Origin of the sequence: Streptomyces sp. E11-3 (assembly GCF_046540415.1) — a bacterium.
Taxonomy (GTDB): Bacteria; Actinomycetota; Actinomycetes; order Streptomycetales; family Streptomycetaceae; genus Streptomyces.
In genome coordinates, this window is record NZ_JAZGRL010000002.1 from 457,043 (window position 1) to 474,178 (window position 17,136).

The 17,136-nt window shown below is 69.8% G+C and carries 16 protein-coding genes; 5 read left to right on the forward strand and 11 right to left on the reverse strand.

What is annotated here, in order from left to right:
* Positions 1-9 precede the first annotated feature (9 nt).
* The 8 genes from U9R90_RS20855 to U9R90_RS20890 form a co-directional block, all read right to left on the reverse strand.
* The gene (locus U9R90_RS20855; RefSeq protein ID WP_411058165.1) at positions 10-1,383 is read right to left on the reverse strand and encodes a cytochrome P450; all 1,374 of its coding nucleotides are present in this window, start codon (positions 1,381-1,383) and stop codon (positions 10-12) included.
* Complete coding sequence (locus U9R90_RS20860) at positions 1,380-2,423, reverse strand: terpene synthase family protein (protein ID WP_411058166.1); 1,044 nt, start codon at positions 2,421-2,423, stop codon at positions 1,380-1,382. Before U9R90_RS20860 ends, U9R90_RS20855 begins: the two co-directional genes overlap by 4 nt.
* Positions 2,424-2,713: 290 nt before the next feature.
* Positions 2,714-3,763 (reverse strand): rhamnogalacturonan acetylesterase, encoded by a 1,050-nt coding sequence (locus U9R90_RS20865; protein ID WP_411058167.1) that lies wholly within the window; start codon positions 3,761-3,763, stop codon positions 2,714-2,716.
* Positions 3,764-3,802: 39 nt separating this feature from the next.
* A complete protein-coding gene (locus tag U9R90_RS20870) occupies positions 3,803-6,592 on the reverse strand; it encodes a Tat pathway signal sequence domain protein (RefSeq protein ID WP_411058168.1) in 2,790 nt (929 codons plus the stop codon).
* An 85-nt stretch (positions 6,593-6,677) separates the two neighbouring features.
* Positions 6,678-7,331 (reverse strand): hypothetical protein, encoded by a 654-nt coding sequence (locus U9R90_RS20875; protein WP_411058169.1) that lies wholly within the window; start codon positions 7,329-7,331, stop codon positions 6,678-6,680.
* Between the two features lie 3 nt (positions 7,332-7,334).
* On the reverse strand, positions 7,335-8,192 hold the full coding sequence (locus U9R90_RS20880) for a carbohydrate ABC transporter permease (RefSeq protein ID WP_411058170.1): 858 nt from the start codon (positions 8,190-8,192) through the stop codon (positions 7,335-7,337).
* Complete coding sequence (locus U9R90_RS20885; protein WP_411058171.1) at positions 8,189-9,178, reverse strand: carbohydrate ABC transporter permease; 990 nt, start codon at positions 9,176-9,178, stop codon at positions 8,189-8,191. Before U9R90_RS20885 ends, U9R90_RS20880 begins: the two co-directional genes overlap by 4 nt.
* Before the next feature lie 11 nt (positions 9,179-9,189).
* Positions 9,190-10,476, reverse strand: coding sequence for an ABC transporter substrate-binding protein (locus U9R90_RS20890; RefSeq protein WP_411058172.1), 1,287 nt, complete (start codon positions 10,474-10,476; stop codon positions 9,190-9,192).
* A gap of 330 nt (positions 10,477-10,806) precedes the next feature.
* Here U9R90_RS20890 and U9R90_RS20895 point away from each other — a divergent pair, with 330 nt between their 5' ends.
* From U9R90_RS20895 to U9R90_RS20905, 3 genes are all read left to right on the forward strand, one after another.
* Positions 10,807-12,645, forward strand: coding sequence for a protein kinase domain-containing protein (locus U9R90_RS20895; RefSeq protein ID WP_411058173.1), 1,839 nt, complete (start codon positions 10,807-10,809; stop codon positions 12,643-12,645).
* A 77-nt stretch (positions 12,646-12,722) separates the two neighbouring features.
* A complete protein-coding gene (locus U9R90_RS20900; protein ID WP_411059760.1) occupies positions 12,723-13,121 on the forward strand; it encodes a CoA-binding protein in 399 nt (132 codons plus the stop codon).
* Positions 13,122-13,252: 131 nt separating this feature from the next.
* Positions 13,253-13,444, forward strand: coding sequence for a hypothetical protein (locus U9R90_RS20905; protein WP_411058174.1), 192 nt, complete (start codon positions 13,253-13,255; stop codon positions 13,442-13,444).
* A gap of 44 nt (positions 13,445-13,488) precedes the next feature.
* Here U9R90_RS20905 and U9R90_RS20910 read toward each other — a convergent pair whose 3' ends face one another.
* Both U9R90_RS20910 and U9R90_RS20915 read right to left on the reverse strand, forming a co-directional pair.
* Positions 13,489-14,046, reverse strand: a complete 558-nt coding sequence (locus U9R90_RS20910; RefSeq protein WP_411058175.1) for a YbaK/EbsC family protein — start codon at positions 14,044-14,046, stop codon at positions 13,489-13,491.
* A gap of 43 nt (positions 14,047-14,089) precedes the next feature.
* A complete protein-coding gene (locus U9R90_RS20915; RefSeq protein ID WP_411058176.1) occupies positions 14,090-14,662 on the reverse strand; it encodes an XRE family transcriptional regulator in 573 nt (190 codons plus the stop codon).
* A gap of 94 nt (positions 14,663-14,756) precedes the next feature.
* Here U9R90_RS20915 and U9R90_RS20920 point away from each other — a divergent pair, with 94 nt between their 5' ends.
* A complete protein-coding gene (locus U9R90_RS20920; RefSeq protein ID WP_411058177.1) occupies positions 14,757-15,506 on the forward strand; it encodes an EamA family transporter in 750 nt (249 codons plus the stop codon).
* A gap of 183 nt (positions 15,507-15,689) precedes the next feature.
* Here U9R90_RS20920 and U9R90_RS20925 read toward each other — a convergent pair whose 3' ends face one another.
* Positions 15,690-16,460, reverse strand: coding sequence for a DapH/DapD/GlmU-related protein (locus U9R90_RS20925; RefSeq protein WP_411058178.1), 771 nt, complete (start codon positions 16,458-16,460; stop codon positions 15,690-15,692).
* Positions 16,461-16,600: 140 nt separating this feature from the next.
* Between U9R90_RS20925 and U9R90_RS20930 the strand changes: the two genes are divergently transcribed.
* The gene (locus U9R90_RS20930; RefSeq protein ID WP_411058179.1) at positions 16,601-17,131 is read left to right on the forward strand and encodes a gamma carbonic anhydrase family protein; all 531 of its coding nucleotides are present in this window, start codon (positions 16,601-16,603) and stop codon (positions 17,129-17,131) included.
* Positions 17,132-17,136 lie beyond the last annotated feature (5 nt).

Here is a 17,136-nt window from a genome sequence, read left to right on the forward strand (position 1 = left end):
TTGGTCGACTCAGCGCTGCCGCGGGTGGGGAATCATGGGCAGGTGGTCTGGTTGCGGGATGCCCGCGGGGACTTCGCGTACGGTCACGCCCGGCGCATGGACCACATCCCACCGGGACATCACGCTCGCCACGGCTATCACGATTTCCGCCGCCGCGAAATGGTCCCCGATGCATTTGTGTTGACCGGCCCCGAAGGGAATGAAGCTGTTGAGGTGCGGCCGACGCCTCGGGTTCCCCTCCCATCGCTCCGGCCGGAATTTCTGCGGTTCGGGGAACAGCGCGGGGTCGCGGTGGAGTGCGTAGAGGCTGTACGCCAATTCGGCCCCGTCCGGGATGGCGACGCCGCCGAGGTTCACCGGAGCCAGCGCGCGCCGAGTGAAGAGCAGCGGCGAATGCAGCCGTAGCGCCTCGTGGAAGACGTGGTGTGTGTACGTGAGCCGGGGAACGTCGTCGGGCCGTACGGGCCGGTCGCCGATCACGTCGTCGACTTCGGCCTGTACGCGCTTGCGGGCCTCGGGGTGGCGGCCGAGTTCATGGAAGATCCAGGTCAGCACCGTGGCCGAGGTCTCGGTGCCGGCGAACATGATGGCGATCACTTCGTCGCGCACCTGCTCGTCGCTCATGGTCTCGCCGGTCTCGGCGTCCACGCTGGACAGCAGGAGCGACAGGAGGTCCTGACGGTCCGCCTGCTCCGCGCGGTATTCCACGATCACCTGGTCGATGATGCGGCGCAGCCGTGCGGCGGCCGTGTCGAACCGGCGGTTCAGCGGGATCGGTAGCCGGTCGAGTGCCTTGGGGATGACCGCTCGGACGAGCATGCCTTCCAGGATGACCGGCAGCGAGCGCTGCACCTCCGCGACGGCGGGGCGGCCCAGATCACCCGAGAAGATCATCTTGGCCACCGACGACAGCGTGAAGCCGCGCATCTCCGTGACGATCGAGAGCTCTTGCCCCGCGGTCCACGAGGCGGCCATCTCGTCCGCCTGTTGGGCCATCACCTCGGCGTAGGCGGTGAGTTGGGCCCGACGGAACGCTGGTTGCATCAGTCGGCGCTGTTTGCGGTGGAACTCGCCGTCGGTGGTCACGATGCCGTTGCCGAACAGCGGGCGCAGCTTGTCGAAGACCCTGCCGCGCCCGAACTGCTGTGCCTCACCGACCAGTATGGCGTCGACGAGGTCCGGGCTGGTGAGCACGTAGACCGGCCAGGTGCCGAGATCGATCCGTACGACACCGCCGACCGTGCGCAGCGACTCCAGGAACGCGATCGGGCGGCGCCACAGCTGGACCGCGTGCCCGAGGACAGGCAACCTCCCCGGTGCCACCGCGGGTTCGACGGCGTCGGACTCCTGGGGTGTGGGCACCACGGCCTGGCCGCCCGTCATGCCGCGGACACCAGGTCCGGTCGGGTGTAGGCGCCTTCACCCCCGGTCACCCATCGCTCGTCGCTGTACCGGGTGCACTCGTACCGCTGCCACAGGTCGGCGCCGATGATCCAGTCCTCGTAGCTGCGCACGCACCGCGCCACTCCGGCGCGTGTGGGCGGGTCCGTCACGCCGAGCACGGTCATCACGTGCGGCAGTGTCCGCGCCGCGGCCTGGAAGTCCTGGAGGCGGGAGCTGATCCGCTCCTCGACGGCGCGCACGGCACGCGGCAAGGGCCAGTCCTGCCACCAGGCCAGCAGAACGACGAGGTTGTTGTTGTCCCCGCACGCGTACTCCTTGCGCAGGGAGAAGATGTCGTTGCCCCAGGAGATGATGTCCACGGCACTCCACAGGAGAGCTTGGAACGTCGGGCTTTGGTAGACCTCTTCGGGCACCTCGATGCCCAGCGAGGCCTCCACCATGTCCATCATAGGCAGGAGTTGGGAGCTGTGGCGGCGCATCAGCACATACTCGTCGACCGTTGGCGGCCGCTGCGCGGCTCCGCGGTTGACGGCCTCCTGGTCCAGGGAGCGCAGCATGGGGGGTATGTGAGCGCGGTAGCGCTTGCGTATCCCCGGCGGCATCCCGGACAGGATGGAGGCGTGCAGGTCGGTGAATCCGTCCACCAGCGCGTTCGCGTGGCGCCGAGGCGCCAGGTAGGACGTCCCGTCGGTCAGGTACTCGTTGATGGCGTCGGTTACGGGTCGCCACACGTCGAGCCGGCCGGACCTGATGACATGGTCGTGCTGGTCGTCCAGCACGAAGGACCAGGCCATCCACTGGGAGAGCAGGAGGAGTTCGCGGTACGACGCCCCGTGCATCACGCGCCCCGCCAGGTGGCCGCAGCCGATGCCCGAGAACTGGTTCGCCGCGTCCTTGATCAGGCCCTGGCCGAGCGCCCAGGAGGTGGCCTCCGCATTGGCCTGTTCCGCTTGGAGGTGTTTGGTGCTCTCAAACGGGAGGTGAAAGTCCGGGATGCTGAACGAGTCGAGAAGGGCCATGCAAACCTCCAGGATAATTCTGGATGCGCCACTCCCCGCTCATACATAACAAGTTCGATCAGTTTATGCGCATGAACGACACATCAAACAAGCCACATGGCCATTAACGCTCAGCCTGAAGAAGATTGTCAACAGAGTTCGACGTCAAAAACCAGGACAGAGCGGGCAATTGCCGAGTCAGCGCTTCACTAGGCATATGCACCGGCCATACTCCCTTCGGCCAGGGGGAGTTGAGGGGTCCCAAGCCCAACACCCGGCACCCCTCACCCCCTCACCCCCTCACGACCCGGCTACCGGACGCTCCTGCCCACGAGGCCCAACGCGTGCAACTCCCCCTGGACCAGAGCGGCGAACTCGGTCGCTCCGCGCACCGACGTATGGGTGTTGTCGCGCGCCTCGTTGTAGAGGAAGAGCGCCTTGGAGTCCTCGGGCCCGAGCTCCTCGACCCGCCGCTTGGTCAGTGCCGTGAGGTCGATCAGCGGGACGCCTTTCGCGGCGGCGAGCGAGCGCATCTCGGCCGGGAGGTCCACGCCGAGGCCGTTGACGTTGAGCGCGATGCCGTTGTCGAGTGTGCCGTCGGAGTTGAACCAGCGCCTGACGATCGGCGTGACGAGGACAGGGCGTCCGCCACGGCCCCGTACGCGCTCGATCATCGTGGAGAGGTTGGCGCGGTAGACGTCCGCCGGTGTCTGCTTGTCGTTGTGCGCGAGCTGGATCAGCACCAGGTCACGCGGCCTGACCTGGGACAGCAGGACGGGAAAGAGCGCCGGGTTGTCCAGGAAGGACTGCGAACCCTCCCCCGAGTCCGCGTAGTTGGCCACCGAGGTACCACCGCCGAAGTACCGCGGCAGCTGCTGCCCCCAGCCGGTGTACGGGGCACTCGGCTGGTCGCAGACGGTCGAGTCCCCGGCCAACAGGATCTGCGGGGTCCGGGGCGCCGGAGTGACCCTCAGGTCCACCACCCGCGGGGCCTGGCCACCGAAGCGCAGGTCCAGGCCCGGGCTCCCGGCGGGGCCCGTCGGCTCTCCCTCGGGATCGCGCACGTTCACCGTGAAGGTGCGGCGTACGGTCTCCCCGGCCGCCGTGGCCGTCTCGGCGAGCATCGATCTCCGGGCCTCCGCGGTGACGTCCGTACGGCCCGCCGTGTCACCGCCGAGCAGGACCGAGACACGGTACGTGCCGGGGGCGACGTCGAAGTGGCAGACCACCGGGGCGGTTCCGGTGCAGTGCGCCGGGGCGGGGTGCGTGCCGTAGCCGGGCGGTTCGGCATGAGCGGGGGCCGCGGCCGTCAGGCCCGCGACGGTGAGCGCGGCCAGCAGTGCGGTACCAGCGCGTTTCATGGGGCGACTCCTCATACCAGGATGGACGGTCCAGGTCGGTCAGTTGGGGATCTCGTCGGGGATCTTGTCGCCCACCAGGGCGAGGTTCTGAATGGCCGCCAGGCCGTACAGGGCCGTGGTGTTGGTGCCGACCCAGGGCGCCTCGCTGCCCGGCACGAGGGCGATCGGCCCGTCGATCTTCTCGGTCTTCCACGGGTCGGACTCGCGGTAGTCCCAGGGGTCGCCGTCGTAGAACTTGCTCCAGGCCCGCGCGGCGAGCTTGTCGTCCCCGAGCTGGACCGCCGCGTACGCGTCCTGGCGGGAGTGGCCCTGGAAGAGCAGCAGGGTGCCGAAGTTCTTCCCGTAGCGCTCGGCCTGCGCGGTCTTTCCGGCGCTGTAGTAGCGGCAGTAGTCCAGCCATGCCTCCTTGAACTTCGGCATCTCGATCATGCCGATCAGCTCGGCGTTGATCTCGACCAGGCCGAACATCGCGGACAGGTGTGAGACCCCGACCGCGGGTTCGTCGGCGACGGCGAACCGGCCGGTGTCCAGGTCGTAGAGCGCGGTGCCCTGGACGAAGCCGTTGGGCTGGGCGGCGATGGTCTCCATCGTGCCGAGCAGCCGGTCCTTGGCCTTGGCGGCCTTGGGCCCGCGGCGCTCCCACTCGGTGAGCCAGGCCGACGCCAGGCCGCTCCAGTCGGTGCCGAAGCCGATGGACAGGGCGTTGCGGTCGGGCTCGTACGGCTCCTTCCTGATCTTGCGGATCGGGTCGAGGGCGAGGAACGTCTCGTCGGAGTCGACCAGGGCGTGCATCAGGTCCCCGACCCGTTCGTCGGCCGTGAGGAAGTAGTACTGGCGGCGGTAGACGGCCGTGGAGATGCGCTGCTGCTTGGCACTGTCGGCGTAGTGCTGTACGCCGTGCCGGGTGCCGAGCCCGGCCCACTTGCCGAGGTGGTAGACGTCGACCTCGCCGGTGTGCCGGGTCATGGCCTCGGCGAAGCGGAAGATGTCGGCGCGGCCCGAGCGGAGATAGGCGTACCAGAGCCACAGGTCCGGCGAGAGCTCGGAGTTGTCCCAGGCGTAGCCGCCCACGTCGTAGCGCCACTGGTGCCGGTCGGTGTCGTAGGTGTGCATGATGTCGCCGTAGTCCCAGAAGCCGTACCAACGGCGTTGGTCCACCTGGTCCTTGTAGTACGTGAAGAGGAAGTCGAGGTGATCCTCGATCTTCTTCTTGGCCAGGGTGGAGCGGTCGACGGGCGCGAACAGGCCGCCGAACACATCGGCCCCGGCGAGGTGTTCGGGCGGGGCGGCCAGCTGCGGCGGGGTCTGCGCCGCCGCGGCCTGCCGGGCGAGCTCCGCCGCCGCCGGGGTGGCGTCGTTGGCCCAGAACATCAACTCGCTGGTGCGTGCGATGCCGTACGGGGTGCCGAAGCCGGGCTCGTAGTCCTCGTACGTGATGTTGAGACCCTCAAGCTGCTCGGGATGGGTCTCCTGGCCCATGCCGTCATGGTAGAAGCGCAGGTCCATCGGCTCCGCCTCCGGCGACCACAGCCACAGGGTGACCTCGGCCGCGTCCGTCTGGGCGTCGCGGATGTCGAGCTGGGCGGGGAACTTCCGCCAGAAGTCACGCAGTCCGAAGGAGAAGCCACCGGAGACGCCGCCCACATAGCCGAACCCGGAGGCGCGCCGTCCGCCGCCGGCCGGAATCCAGCCGTGCCCCTTCTTGGTGCGTTTGCGCAGACCGAACCCGTCGGCGGAGAGCTGCGCGAGCGTGTAGTCGCCCCACTCGGGGATGTACTGCAGCCGGGAGGTGACCCGTTGGTCCCAGCTGCTGGGGTCGGGCAGCTTGTCACCCTTGAACTGGGCGGCGCGGACTGCCTTGCCCGGATCGCGGCGCAGCCCGGTGATGCCCTTGACCGCCTCGACGAGCATCCCGTCGCCCTCGCCACCGATCCTGATGTGGCGGTCGTACGACTCGTCGCGCATCGGGACGGTGAAGCGGACGCCGAGGCCGCGGACGAAGTCGCCCTTCGCCTTTCCCGGCTCCTGGGTGCCGTCGAAGGTGATGGTGTGCACCATGCGGAAGGACTCGGCGCCCGCGTAGAAGTAGAGCCGGATACTGAAGGGCAGCCAGGAGCGACGCCCGCGGCGGTGCTTGCCGTCAATACGGACGACGGCGCGGACCGGGCCGCGCTGTTCCACCTCGACCTTGTCGATGGCGCTCTCGAAGTGCTCGTACTTCTCCTTCGCTTCCTGGGCGTCGTGGAGTTCGCCCTGACGCAGGAGCACGAGGCGGCCGTTTCTGGCGATCTCGGTGCCGCCGCGGGTGACGGACCGGACGAGGGCGGAGCCCCTGGTACCGATTTTCGCGGTGATGACGCCGGTGGACACGGTGACGGTGGAGCCGCTGGTGGCGACGGTCACCTTCTTCGCGGGCGCGGCGGCGGTGCCCGCGGTGAGCATGAACTTCTCGGCCTTGCCCGCCGCCCCGGGACCGACCGCGTGCGCGGTCCACTTCAGGGAGCCGTCGGGCCAGAAGCCGGTGGCCCAGGTCTGTACGGGCACCGCTGTGCCGTCGGCGGTCGCGAGGGCGAAGGCCTGGTCCTTCTCGTATCGGCCCTTGGGCCAGGGGACGCCGAAGGTACTGCCGGGGGCAGCGCCGAGCCCGCCGTCCTCCAGCCAGCTGATCTCGACGGGGCCGGGAGCCGCGGCCTTCGCGGCGGCCTGACCGCCTGCTTCGGGGGCCGCGGCGGCCGCCTGGTCCTGGCTGCCGATGAGCCCGGCGAACGGGACGGCGGCGCTCGCGGCGGTGGCCGCCTTGAGCAGGGTTCTACGAGGGATCGGAGACACAGTGGGTCCTCTCAACTTTAGGTCAGGTGCATGACAGATGACGCTGCGGCCGCCGCCGTCCCGTGAGGGACGACGGCGGCGCGCGTCAGTGGGACCGGCGCCGCTCCTCGACCGCCACGGCCGCAGCGGCGAGCGCCCCCAGCACAGGCGCCGCCAGCGGGAGCGAGAACCAGGCCGAGGCGGCCACCACGGCGATCCCCCCGATGAGCAGGAAGGACCCCGCGGGATCGAGCACGGTGTGCCGGGCCGCCACGGCAAGCAGGGCCCGCCAGGAGTCGCCGGGCATCCACCGGGCGGCGGCTCGCAGCACCGCCACCACCAGCCCGAGCAGGGCACCGATGCCGACGGCGCCGACGAACGCGCCGCCGGGCAGCCCTGCCCGTACGGCCGCCAGGTCGAGCCAGAGCAGCCCGAGCGCCGCCCACGCGGCGAGCCCGACGGCCCAGCCGGTACGCAGGGCGGCCCGCAGATCCGCGGTGAACTGCCGCCACCCAGTGGACTCCTGGCCGAGATGGCCTGGATGGCCTGGCTGGCCGAGATCGTCGAGGTGCCCGAGATGCCGCCGCAGGTGCCGGGCTCCGGCCGCGAAGGCCGCGGGCGCGGTCACCAGCGGCAGCGCCGCCACCGCGATCCACACGCCGGTGAGCAGGCACTCGGCGAAGGTGCCGAAGCGCTCCATGAAGGCCGATTCACGGCCTGTGGCACCGGACTTGGCCCGCCCCGCGGCCAACAGCCTCATCCCTCAGCCCTTCAGTCCGGACGTCGCCATGCCGTCGATCAAGTACCGCTGGAAGGCCAGGAAGAAGAGGAGCACGGGCAGCAGCGCCACCAGGGACATCGCGATCATCCCGCCGTAGTTGGCCACCGCGTCCTGGTCCACGAACATCTTCAGACCCAGCGAAACCGTGTACTTCTCAGGCTCGTTGAGATAGATCAGCGGCCCCATGAAGTCGTTCCAGGCATGGATGAACGTGAAGATCGCGCTGGTGATCAGGGCCGGTCGGCACAACGGCAGCACGATCGACCAGTAGATCCGCAGATGCCCGCAGCCGTCGAGCCGCGCCGCCTCGTCCAGCTCCTTCGGCAGGTTCCGCATGAACTGCATCATCAGGAAGACGAAGAAGGCGTCCGTGGCCAGGTACTTGCCCAGCAGCAGCGGCGTGTACGTATTGATCAGGTCCAGCTTCTGGAACAGCACATACTGCGGGATCAGCAGGACGTGGTACGGCAGCAGCAGGGTGCCGATCATCAGGGCGAAGAGCAGGTTGCGGCCGGTGAACCTGATCTTGGCGAAGGCGTACGCCGCCAGCGAGCTGGAGAACAGCACGCCGACCACCGAACCCACCGCGAGGAAGGTGGAGTTGTAGAAGAAGGTGGAGATCGGGATGTCCGCGATGCCGTCGGCGAGACCCGCGTAGTTGTCCGTGACCGGATTGCTGGGGAACAGCTCCAGACTGCCGACGATCTCGTCGTTCGGCTTGAAGGAACCGCCGATCACCCACACGACGGGGTAGAGCACGACCGCGAGGATCGCCAGCGCCCCCAGGTGCCAGGCGAGCGAGCCGGAGCCCGCGCGCCGGGTCCGCGTACGGATGCTCATCGGGCGGCCTCCTCGTAGTGCACCCAGCGCCGCTGGGACCAGAACAGCACCGCCGTCACCAGGCCGACCGCGAGCAGCAGCATCCAGGCCATCGCCGAGGCGAGGCCCATCCGGCTGTTCTCGAAGCCCTGGATGTAGAGGTAGCAGGTGTAGACGAGCGTGGCGTCGGCGGGACCGCAGGAGTTGCCCGCGCCGCCCAGGATGTACGCCGAGCCGAAGATCTGGAACGAATGGATGGTCTCCAGCAGGACGTTGAAGAACAGCACGGGGGAAATCATCGGCAGGGTGATGTTCCAGAACCTCCGCAGCGCTCCCGCCCCGTCCACCTCCGCGGCCTCGTACAACTCGCGCGGCACCTGCTTGAGCCCGGCGAGGAAGATCACCATAGGAGCGCCGAACTGCCAGACGGTGAGCGCCACCAGGGCGTAGAGAATCCACTCCGGGTCGCCGATCCAGCCGCCGACGTCGGCGCCGAACAGCTTCTGCGTACGGTCGACGATCGCCTCGTCCGAGAACAGCGCCCGCCACACGATGGCCACCGAGACGCTCGCGCCGATGAGCGACGGCGCGTAGAACGCCGCGCGGTAGAAGGCCTGGCCGCGGCGGCTCTGGGCGAGCAGCAGGGCGACCCCGAGTGCGGCGGCGAGCTTGAGCGGCGTGCCGATGACCACGTACCAGGCGGTCACCTCGACCGACTTGCGCCACCGGGGGTCGCCGAACATCTCGGTGAAGTTGTCCAGACCGATCCACCGCGGGGCGTCGAAGAGGTTGTAGTCGGTGAAGGCGAAGTACAGCGAGGCGATCATCGGGCCCGCGGTGAGCAGCAGGAATCCGGCGAGCCAGGGGGACATGAAGAGCAGTCCGGCCAGGTTCTCGCGGCGGCCCCGCCGCCGGGCGGCGGCGGGGCGTCTGGCGTCGCCCGGACGGTCCCGCGGCCCGGGGTCCCCGGTCGGGGCCTCCACCGCGGGGGTGTACGTGTGTGTCACTGTCGATCCCCTCAGGAGCCGAGGGCCGTCTTCGCCTCGGAGAAGAACTGCTTCGCCGCGTCGGCCGGCGGCGTCTTGCCGAGCGACAACTCCTCGGCCAGCCGCAGGAAGGCCGCCTCGGCGACGTCCGCGCCGGACGGGTGCGGGGTGATGGGCTCCAGCACCCCGGCGTCGGCGATCTGCTGCTCGTACGCGGCGATCTGCTGGTTGACCGGGTCGTCGGGCTTGAACGCCTCGAACTGCTCGGTGGTCGCGAGCACGCCGCGGTCATAGCCCATGATCTTGCCGACCTCGGGGTCGTGGACCATGAAGCTGATGAACTGGGCGACTTCCTTGGGGTGTTTGGTGCGCTTGGACGCGCTGAGCATCAGCGAGCCGAGGTACTGGCCGGTCTTCTTGCCGTCGGTGGTGGGGATCGGTGCGAGGCCGTAGCTGCTCTTGCCCTCGGCGCTGTAGCGGTGGGTGAAGTTGTCCCAGGTGAACTCGCCGGCCGCGAGTCCGCCGGCCACCGCGGACTTGGGCTTGATCTGCTGCACCTTCTTCGGGTCCGCGTAGATCCCCGACTTGACGCCGTCGAGCCCCTTGGTCCACCAGTCCTTGAGATCGGCCTCGGTGAAGCCGAGTCCGTCCGCGGTGAAGAAGGCCTTGCCGTTCTGCCGCAGATACAGGTCGTAGAGGTACATGATCCCAGCGGGGCTGGAGTCACCGGCCTGGCCCTGGCTGTCGCGGATCTTCTCCAGCGCCGCGTAGTAGTCGTCCCAGGTCCAGCCCATCTCGGGGGTGACGCCCGCCTTCTTGTACACGGCCTCGTCGATGACCAGGGCCATCGAGTTGCTGCCGACCGGGACCCCGAGCAGTTTGCCGTCGACCTCCCCGAACTTCTCCAGGCCGGCACGGAAGTTCCCCATGTCCAGGTTGCCCGCCTTGACCTGCTCGTTCAGGTCGAGCAGGACGTTGCGCTCGTCGTACTTGCGCAGGAACCCGATCGCGTTCTGGAAGACATCGGGTGGATTGCCGCCGGACGCCTGGGTGTTGAACTTCTTCCAGAAGTCCTGGTATGGCTGGAAGTCCGTCTTGACCTTGATCTTCGGGTGCTTCTTCTCGAAGAGGGCGATCGTCTCGTTGATCTTCTTCGCCCGGTCGTCGGCCCCCCACCACGCGTACCGGATCGTCACGGTCCCGTCCCCGGAACCGCTTCCGCCGCCACCACAACCTGCCGCCGTCAGACCGAGGGCGGCCAGTGAGCCGCCCGCGAGCTTGAGCAGGCCACGTCGGTCAAGGTCCCTTTGCGTAGGCACAGTCGGCCCCTCCACTCGCGCAATTGAATCGTTTTAGGGAAGCGCTTGCCGGGACAACGTAGATTTGACCGACCCCCACGTCAACGGTTCGGGCAGGATTTCATTGAAGCGCTTTCTATGAGCTCGACACAGGGCCTATCGCGCTTGTTCGACCCTTCGAACCTGCCGAGCGGACCGCGCAGATAACGAACAGCCAAGATCGGACAGCGGGAAAGTGAATCGATTCAACGCGCCACCCCGTCCGTGTCGTGTGCGGCCTGCGAGACCAGTGCGCCCACTGCGATAACCTCACCGTGCTGGGGTGAAGCAACACACATACGGGGGCACACCATGCCGGAGCACCGGCCCGATATGCCGGACCCACGGGCGTCCGGGGACACCGCGCTACGACAGGCCGGGGCGGAGCGGCTGCAGCACGGCGACCCGTACCGGATCGGTCCGTACGCGCCGATGGGGCATCTCGGCAGCGGCGGGATGGGCCGGGTGTACCTCGCCCGCCCCGCGGACAACGCTCCTGGCCTGGCCGCGGTCAAGGTGATCCGCCCCGAGTTCGCCCAAGACGCCGAGTTCCGGAGGCGGTTCGAGCGCGAGGCGGCCGTACTGGCCCGGGTGCACGGTGCGCACGCGCCGCGGCTCCTGAACACCGGCTTCGACGGCGACCTGCTCTGGATGGCCACGGACTACCTGCCCGGCCTCAACCTCTCGGACGCCGTGCGCGACTACGGCCTGCTGGCGGCCCCCGGAGCCTGGCGACTGCTCGGCGAGCTCGGGCAGGCGCTGTCCGAACTGGCCGCCGCCGAGGTGGTACACCGCGACCTCAAGCCGTCCAACGTGATCCTGTCCGGGTACGGCGCGCACGTCATCGACTTCGGCATCTCGCAGGCCGCGGACAGCACCGCGATCACCACCACCGGCAAGGCTGTCGGCACCCCCGCGTACATGTCGCCGGAGCGCCTCAAGAACGGGCGGTCCGACGCCACTTCGGATGTGTTCTCGCTCGCCTGCACCCTGGTATTCGCCGCCACCGGACGGGCGCCCTTCGGTGACGGCACCGGCGTGGACGTCATGCACCGGGTGGCGTACGAGGACCCCGACCGCGAGGTGATAGCGGAACTCTCCGCGGTCGACCCCGCGTTGGCGTCGCTGCTGTCCGCCTGCCTGGCCAAGGACCCGGCCCAGCGCCCCGATCCGCAGCGCCTCATCGACGCGGCGGCGGCCCGGCCGCGTATGGCGCAGTGGCAGGAACCGCTCGACTCGCAGCTGGCCGGGCGTCGGCGGGCGTACGAGGTGCTCAAGGAACTGCCCGTGGAGCGGACGGCCCATCTCCGGCTCCCGGCACCCGCGGGGGCGCCGCAGGCTGCCGCGGCGCCCTCTGCTGCGGCGGCCGTCGCTGGCCCGGCTGCGGCTGTCCCGGCCGCTGCTGTCCCGGCCGACGCTCCTCCGGGCTTCGGGCCGCCCCCGGAAGCGTCGGGGCCGGGCAAGCGCCGTAAGGGGCTGTACCTGGCCGGTGCGGCGGGGCTCGCGGTCTGTGCCGTAGCCCTGACGGCGTTTGTCCTGACCCGCCCCGACTCAGGCACCGACCAGGTCGGTGCGGCGGGCACACAGTCCAGCGCACCTGCCGACGACTCCCCCGCGGGCGACGACCCGCCGGTGCCCGCCTTCTCCCCCGAAGGCTCCGATTCCCCGAAGAAGGACGGCGAGGACGGCAAGGGGAAGCAGGACGAGAAGGAGACCGATGGCGAGGGGCGCTCCCCACTCCCCGATGACGAGCAGGACGGCGCGAGCGGCTCCGCTCAGCCGGGCGGCGGCAAGGACACCCCTCAGGCCACCGCTTCCCGTACGACTCCGACACAGCCCGGTGGCGGTGACAACTCCCCGACCGCGACGCCGAAGCCGAGCCCGACCCAGCCCGCCACTCCCCCGTGGATCTCCGACTGCACGTACTACTCGGGCACCGAGATCACCCGGTACGGCGACCGGGGCCAGCCCGTGGTCCAGGTGCAGTGCATGCTGAGCAAGCGCGGCTACAGCATCGGTGGCTCCGGTGTGGACGGGCAGTTCGGCGACGACACCCGCGCTGCGGTGCGGCTCTTCCAGAGCGACCGGAAGCTGGCCGTCGACGGCGAGGTGGGACCCAACACCTGGGGCGCCCTGCGCAGCAAGACCTGACGGCCCGAGCCGTCACCGGGAATCGGCGCACGGCGGCCGATGTTGCCGTGGCAGGACTCGATCCAGTGGAGGCAGATGTGTACGGCGACCGGGCAACGATCGACAGGATTCTCACCGAGCTCGGTGACACCTGGGCCGTCGTCGGCCTGTCCAACAACCGGCAGCGCGCGGCCTACGGGGTCGCCGAAGTGCTCAAGCGGCACGGCAAGCGGGTCGTCCCGATACATCCGAAGGCGGAGACCGTGCATGGGGAGCCGGGATACGCCTCCCTCGCGGACGTGCCGTTCGCCATCGATGTGGTCGATGTGTTCGTGAACAGCGGCCTGGCGGGCGCCGTCGCAGAGGAGGCTGTCGCCGTGGGCGCGAAGGCGGTCTGGTTCCAGCTGGGCGTCATCGACGACACGGCGTACGAGCGGACCCGTGCGGCCGGGCTCGACATGGTGATGGACCGCTGCCCGGCGATCGAACTGCGCTGAGCGGCGCGGGCCCGCCACCACCGGGCGCCTTGTCCGTACCGGACGAGCTCGCGCGGCGGGAGCACGTGCCCCCGCCGCGTTCCCGCCCCACCACGACGTAGAGCGCACCCACCCGCAAGCACACTGAAGACGTGATGCCGGACCCCAACGCACACACCGCACCCACCGGCCCCGAGGCAGTGACCCTACGACGCGCCCGGCATCCGCGCGGCAACACCGACTGGCCGCTGGTGGGGATCTTCGCGCAGCGCGGCAAGAACCGGCTCTCCAGGAGTTCGGCCCGCGGGGTGAACTCCGGCAGCCCGCCTGGTCGGTGGAGCTGATGGGCGAGTACTACTGACCAGGCGGGGCGGGGGAGCTGACCGGCTCAGCTGCCGCCGAGCCCGTCCAGCACTACCGCTCCCGGCAGTTCGGCGAAGGTCTTGCCCGGCACGATCAGCTTGCCGCGGCGGCTGCCGCTGCCGATCAGGACGTACTCCGTGTCGGCCACGGCCGCGTCCACCAACAGCGGCCAGTTGGCCGGCAGGCCGATCGGGGTGATGCCGCCATACTCCATCCCGGTCTCGCCGGTGGCCGTGTCCATCGGCGCGAACGAGGCCTTGCGGGCACCGAGTTGGCGGCGTACGGCGCCATTGACGTCGACCCGCGTGCGGGACAGGACCACGCAGGCCGCGAGGCTGGTCTCGCCGCCGCGCCTGCCCGCGACGACCACGCAGTTCGCCGACTGGTCCAGGAGCTCGGCGCCGTGCCGCTCGACGAAGACGGCCGTGTCGGCGATCGCCGGGTCGGTGTCGACGTAGAGCAGCTGCTCGGCGGGCACGCTGCCACGCCAACTGCGTACGGCGTCGGCCACAGGCTGGGTGAGCAGGTCCAGGCAGTCGGGGGCGGGGCGGGCGTCCGTGAAGTCGCCGATAGGTGCACGCATGACGGCAAGTTAACAGCCCGCGCTACGCGTTCGGCGGGGTGTCTCAGTGTGCGGGAGGGACGGCGACGGCCATGGTCATCTCGACCGGTGTCCCGCCGTCGTTGCGGTACGCGTGGGACACGTTCGCCTCGAAGGTGGCCGACGTCCCGGCCGGTACGGGGTACGACTCGCCGTCCACGACCAGGGTGAGCTCGCCCGCGGTGACCCGCAGCAGCTCGACCGTGCCCGACGGGTGCGCGTCGGACTCGTGCGCGTCACCCGGCATCAGGCACCAGGACCACAGCTCGAACGGCCCCCGGGTCTCGCTGCCGACCAGGAGCTTGGTCCAGCTCCCGGCGTCCGTGGACCACATGCGTACGGCCTGCTCCTCGGGCACGAGTCTGACCTCGGGCCCCTGCTCGTAGTCGAGCAGCGTGGTGATGCTGATGCCCAGCGCGTCCGCGAGCTTCACGGTGGTGCCGACGCTCGGGTTCGTACGGGCCTGCTCGATCTGGATGATCATGCCGCGGCTGACTCCCGCGCGTGCGGCGAGTGCGTCGAGGGTGTAGCCCCGCTCGCCGCGCCAGCGTTTGAGGCTGCGCGCGAGTGACTGGGTGAGTTGATCGAGGTCCGACACATTCCGTCCAATATTTTGGATGAACTGGTTCAGTTTGTTGTACTACGGTGTGGTGCACCTGAAGGTTCACCACACTGTACTGCGAGGTTCCCCGATGACCGCACTGCTCGCCCTGGCCACCAGTCTCCTGTGGGGGCTGGCCGACTTCGGCGGAGGGCTGCTGACCCGAAGGACGCCCGCGCTCACGGTCGTTGTCGTCTCGCAGTGCATCGCCGTGGTGGTGCTCGGTGCGATCGTGATCGCCACCGGGGCCTGGACCGAGACCGGGCCGAAGCTCTGGTTCGCGGTGGCGGCCGGTGTGGTGGGGCCGGTGGCGATGCTCGCCTTCTACAAGGCGTTGGCGCTGGGGCCGATGGGTGTGGTCTCGCCGCTGGGCTCACTGGGGGTCGTCGTACCTCTCGGTGTCGGCCTGGTCCTGGGCGAGCGGCCTGGGGTGCTGCAGTTCGCGGGGATCGGTGTGGCGGTCGCGGGCGTGATGCTTGCGGGCGGGCCACAGTTCCGGGGCGCGCCGGTGCAGCGGCAGGCGGTGCTGCTGACGCTGGTCGCGGCGTTTGGGTTCGGCTCGGTGATGGCGCTGATCGCCGAGGCGTCGGTGAGCCTCTCCGGGCTGTTCCTCGCGTTGTTCGTGCAGCGGGTCGCCAATGTCGTGGTGGGCGGTGGCGCGCTGTACGTCTCGGTGAAGCGGGGCGGGCGGGCGCTGCCGGAGGACGGCGGGATGGGGGTCATCCGCGCGTCCCTTCCGGCGCTCGCGTTCGTGGGGCTCGCCGATGTGGCCGCGAACGGGACGTATGCGATCGCCGCGCAGAACGGGCCGGTTACNCCGGTGGTCGTGGAACCGGCGTGAGGGGGCGTGGTGGGGGGTGCGCGCGGACCGCCCAACCTCGACCCCACCACCGGGCTCGCTATACCGCTACCGGGTCACCTCGCGCGGCGGGAGCACGTACCCCCCAGCGCGCCCCCGCCCCACAACGAAACAGAACGCACCCGAGACGCGGCGCGGCGCGGCGCGTGCCAAGGAGCGCGGCGATCACCCGGCGCGAGGGGCCTGTGGGCTCGGCGGGGGCTCGGTCGGGAGGTCGGACAAGGCCAGGAGTTGCTCCGGGGTGACGCCCTCGGGGATCGGCACCGGTGCCGGGGTACGGAGCGGGGGCTGCCAGCCGGATGCGGGCGTCCAGCTGCGGACCACGCGGGCGGGTGCCCCGGCCACCACCGCGTGGTCGGGGACATCGCCGCGTACCACCGCGCCCGCCGCCACCACGACGTTCCGCCCAAGCCGCGCACCCGGCAGGATCACCGCGTTGGTGCCGACCCAGCAGCCGGGTCCGATCTCCACCGGCTCCATCCGCGGCCACTGCTTGCCCACGGGTTGGTGTGGATCGTCGTAGCTGTGGTTCGTGGACGTGACGTAGACGTGCGGGCCGAAGTAGCAGTCGTCCCCGATGGTCACCGTCGTGTCGGCGATGACATGGCTGCCGCGGCCGAGCACCACGCCGCTGCCGATCCGGAGTATCGGGTCAGGGCCGAGGTCCAGGTCCGGCATCATCCCCGCGGTGAGGGTGACCTGCTCGCCCACGATGCAGTGGTCACCCAGCTGGATCCACGGCTCGCCGAACACCGTGCCCTGCGGAAAGGCCAGCTTCGTACCGGTGCCGATCGCGCCGAAGCGCAGTCTGCCGGGCCGCTCCGCGGTCACCGCGCCGGCCCGCTGCGCCCAGCGCCAGCCCGCCTGGACCGCGCGCGTCACCAGACGGCGCCGCCGGGCGGCCAGGGATGAGAACGTGTTCCTGCTCTTCGGCACCCGCACACGGTACTCAGCGCCGCTACCGGTCGTGGGCGGCACGGGCTGTGATCTTCGCCCCACCCGGTCGGCGGGCCGTGCGCCGGGTCGCTTACGGTGCCGGTGGGTGTGACCGGCGTACTTGGGAGAAGGAGACCGTAATGACAGAGCGGGCGTTGATCGCGGAGGTCGGCGGCAAGGACCCTCAGGTGGACCCGGAGGCCTTCGCGGCCCCCACGTCCGTCGTGGTCGGCGATGTGACGCTGCGCCCCGGCGCGAGCCTCTGGTACCACGCGGTGCTGCGCGCCGACTGCGGCCCGATCGTGCTCGGCGCCGACAGCAACATCCAGGACAACTGCACGGTGCATGTCGACCCCGGCTTCCCGGTCACCATCGGCGAGCGCGTCTCGGTCGGCCACAACGCGACCGTGCACGGCTGCACCGTCGAGGACGACTGCCTGATCGGCATGGGCGCCACGGTGCTCAACGGCGCGGTGATCGGCGCCGGTTCGCTGGTCGCGGCCCAGGCGCTGGTGCCGCAGGGCATGCAGGTGCCGCCGGGCTCGCTGGTCGCGGGTGTGCCCGCGAAGGTCAGGCGGCAGCTGACCGAGGAGGAGCGCGAGGGCATCAAGGTCAACGCGGCGATGTACACCGAGCTGGCCAAGGCGCACCGCGCGGCCTACGAGGACTGACCGCC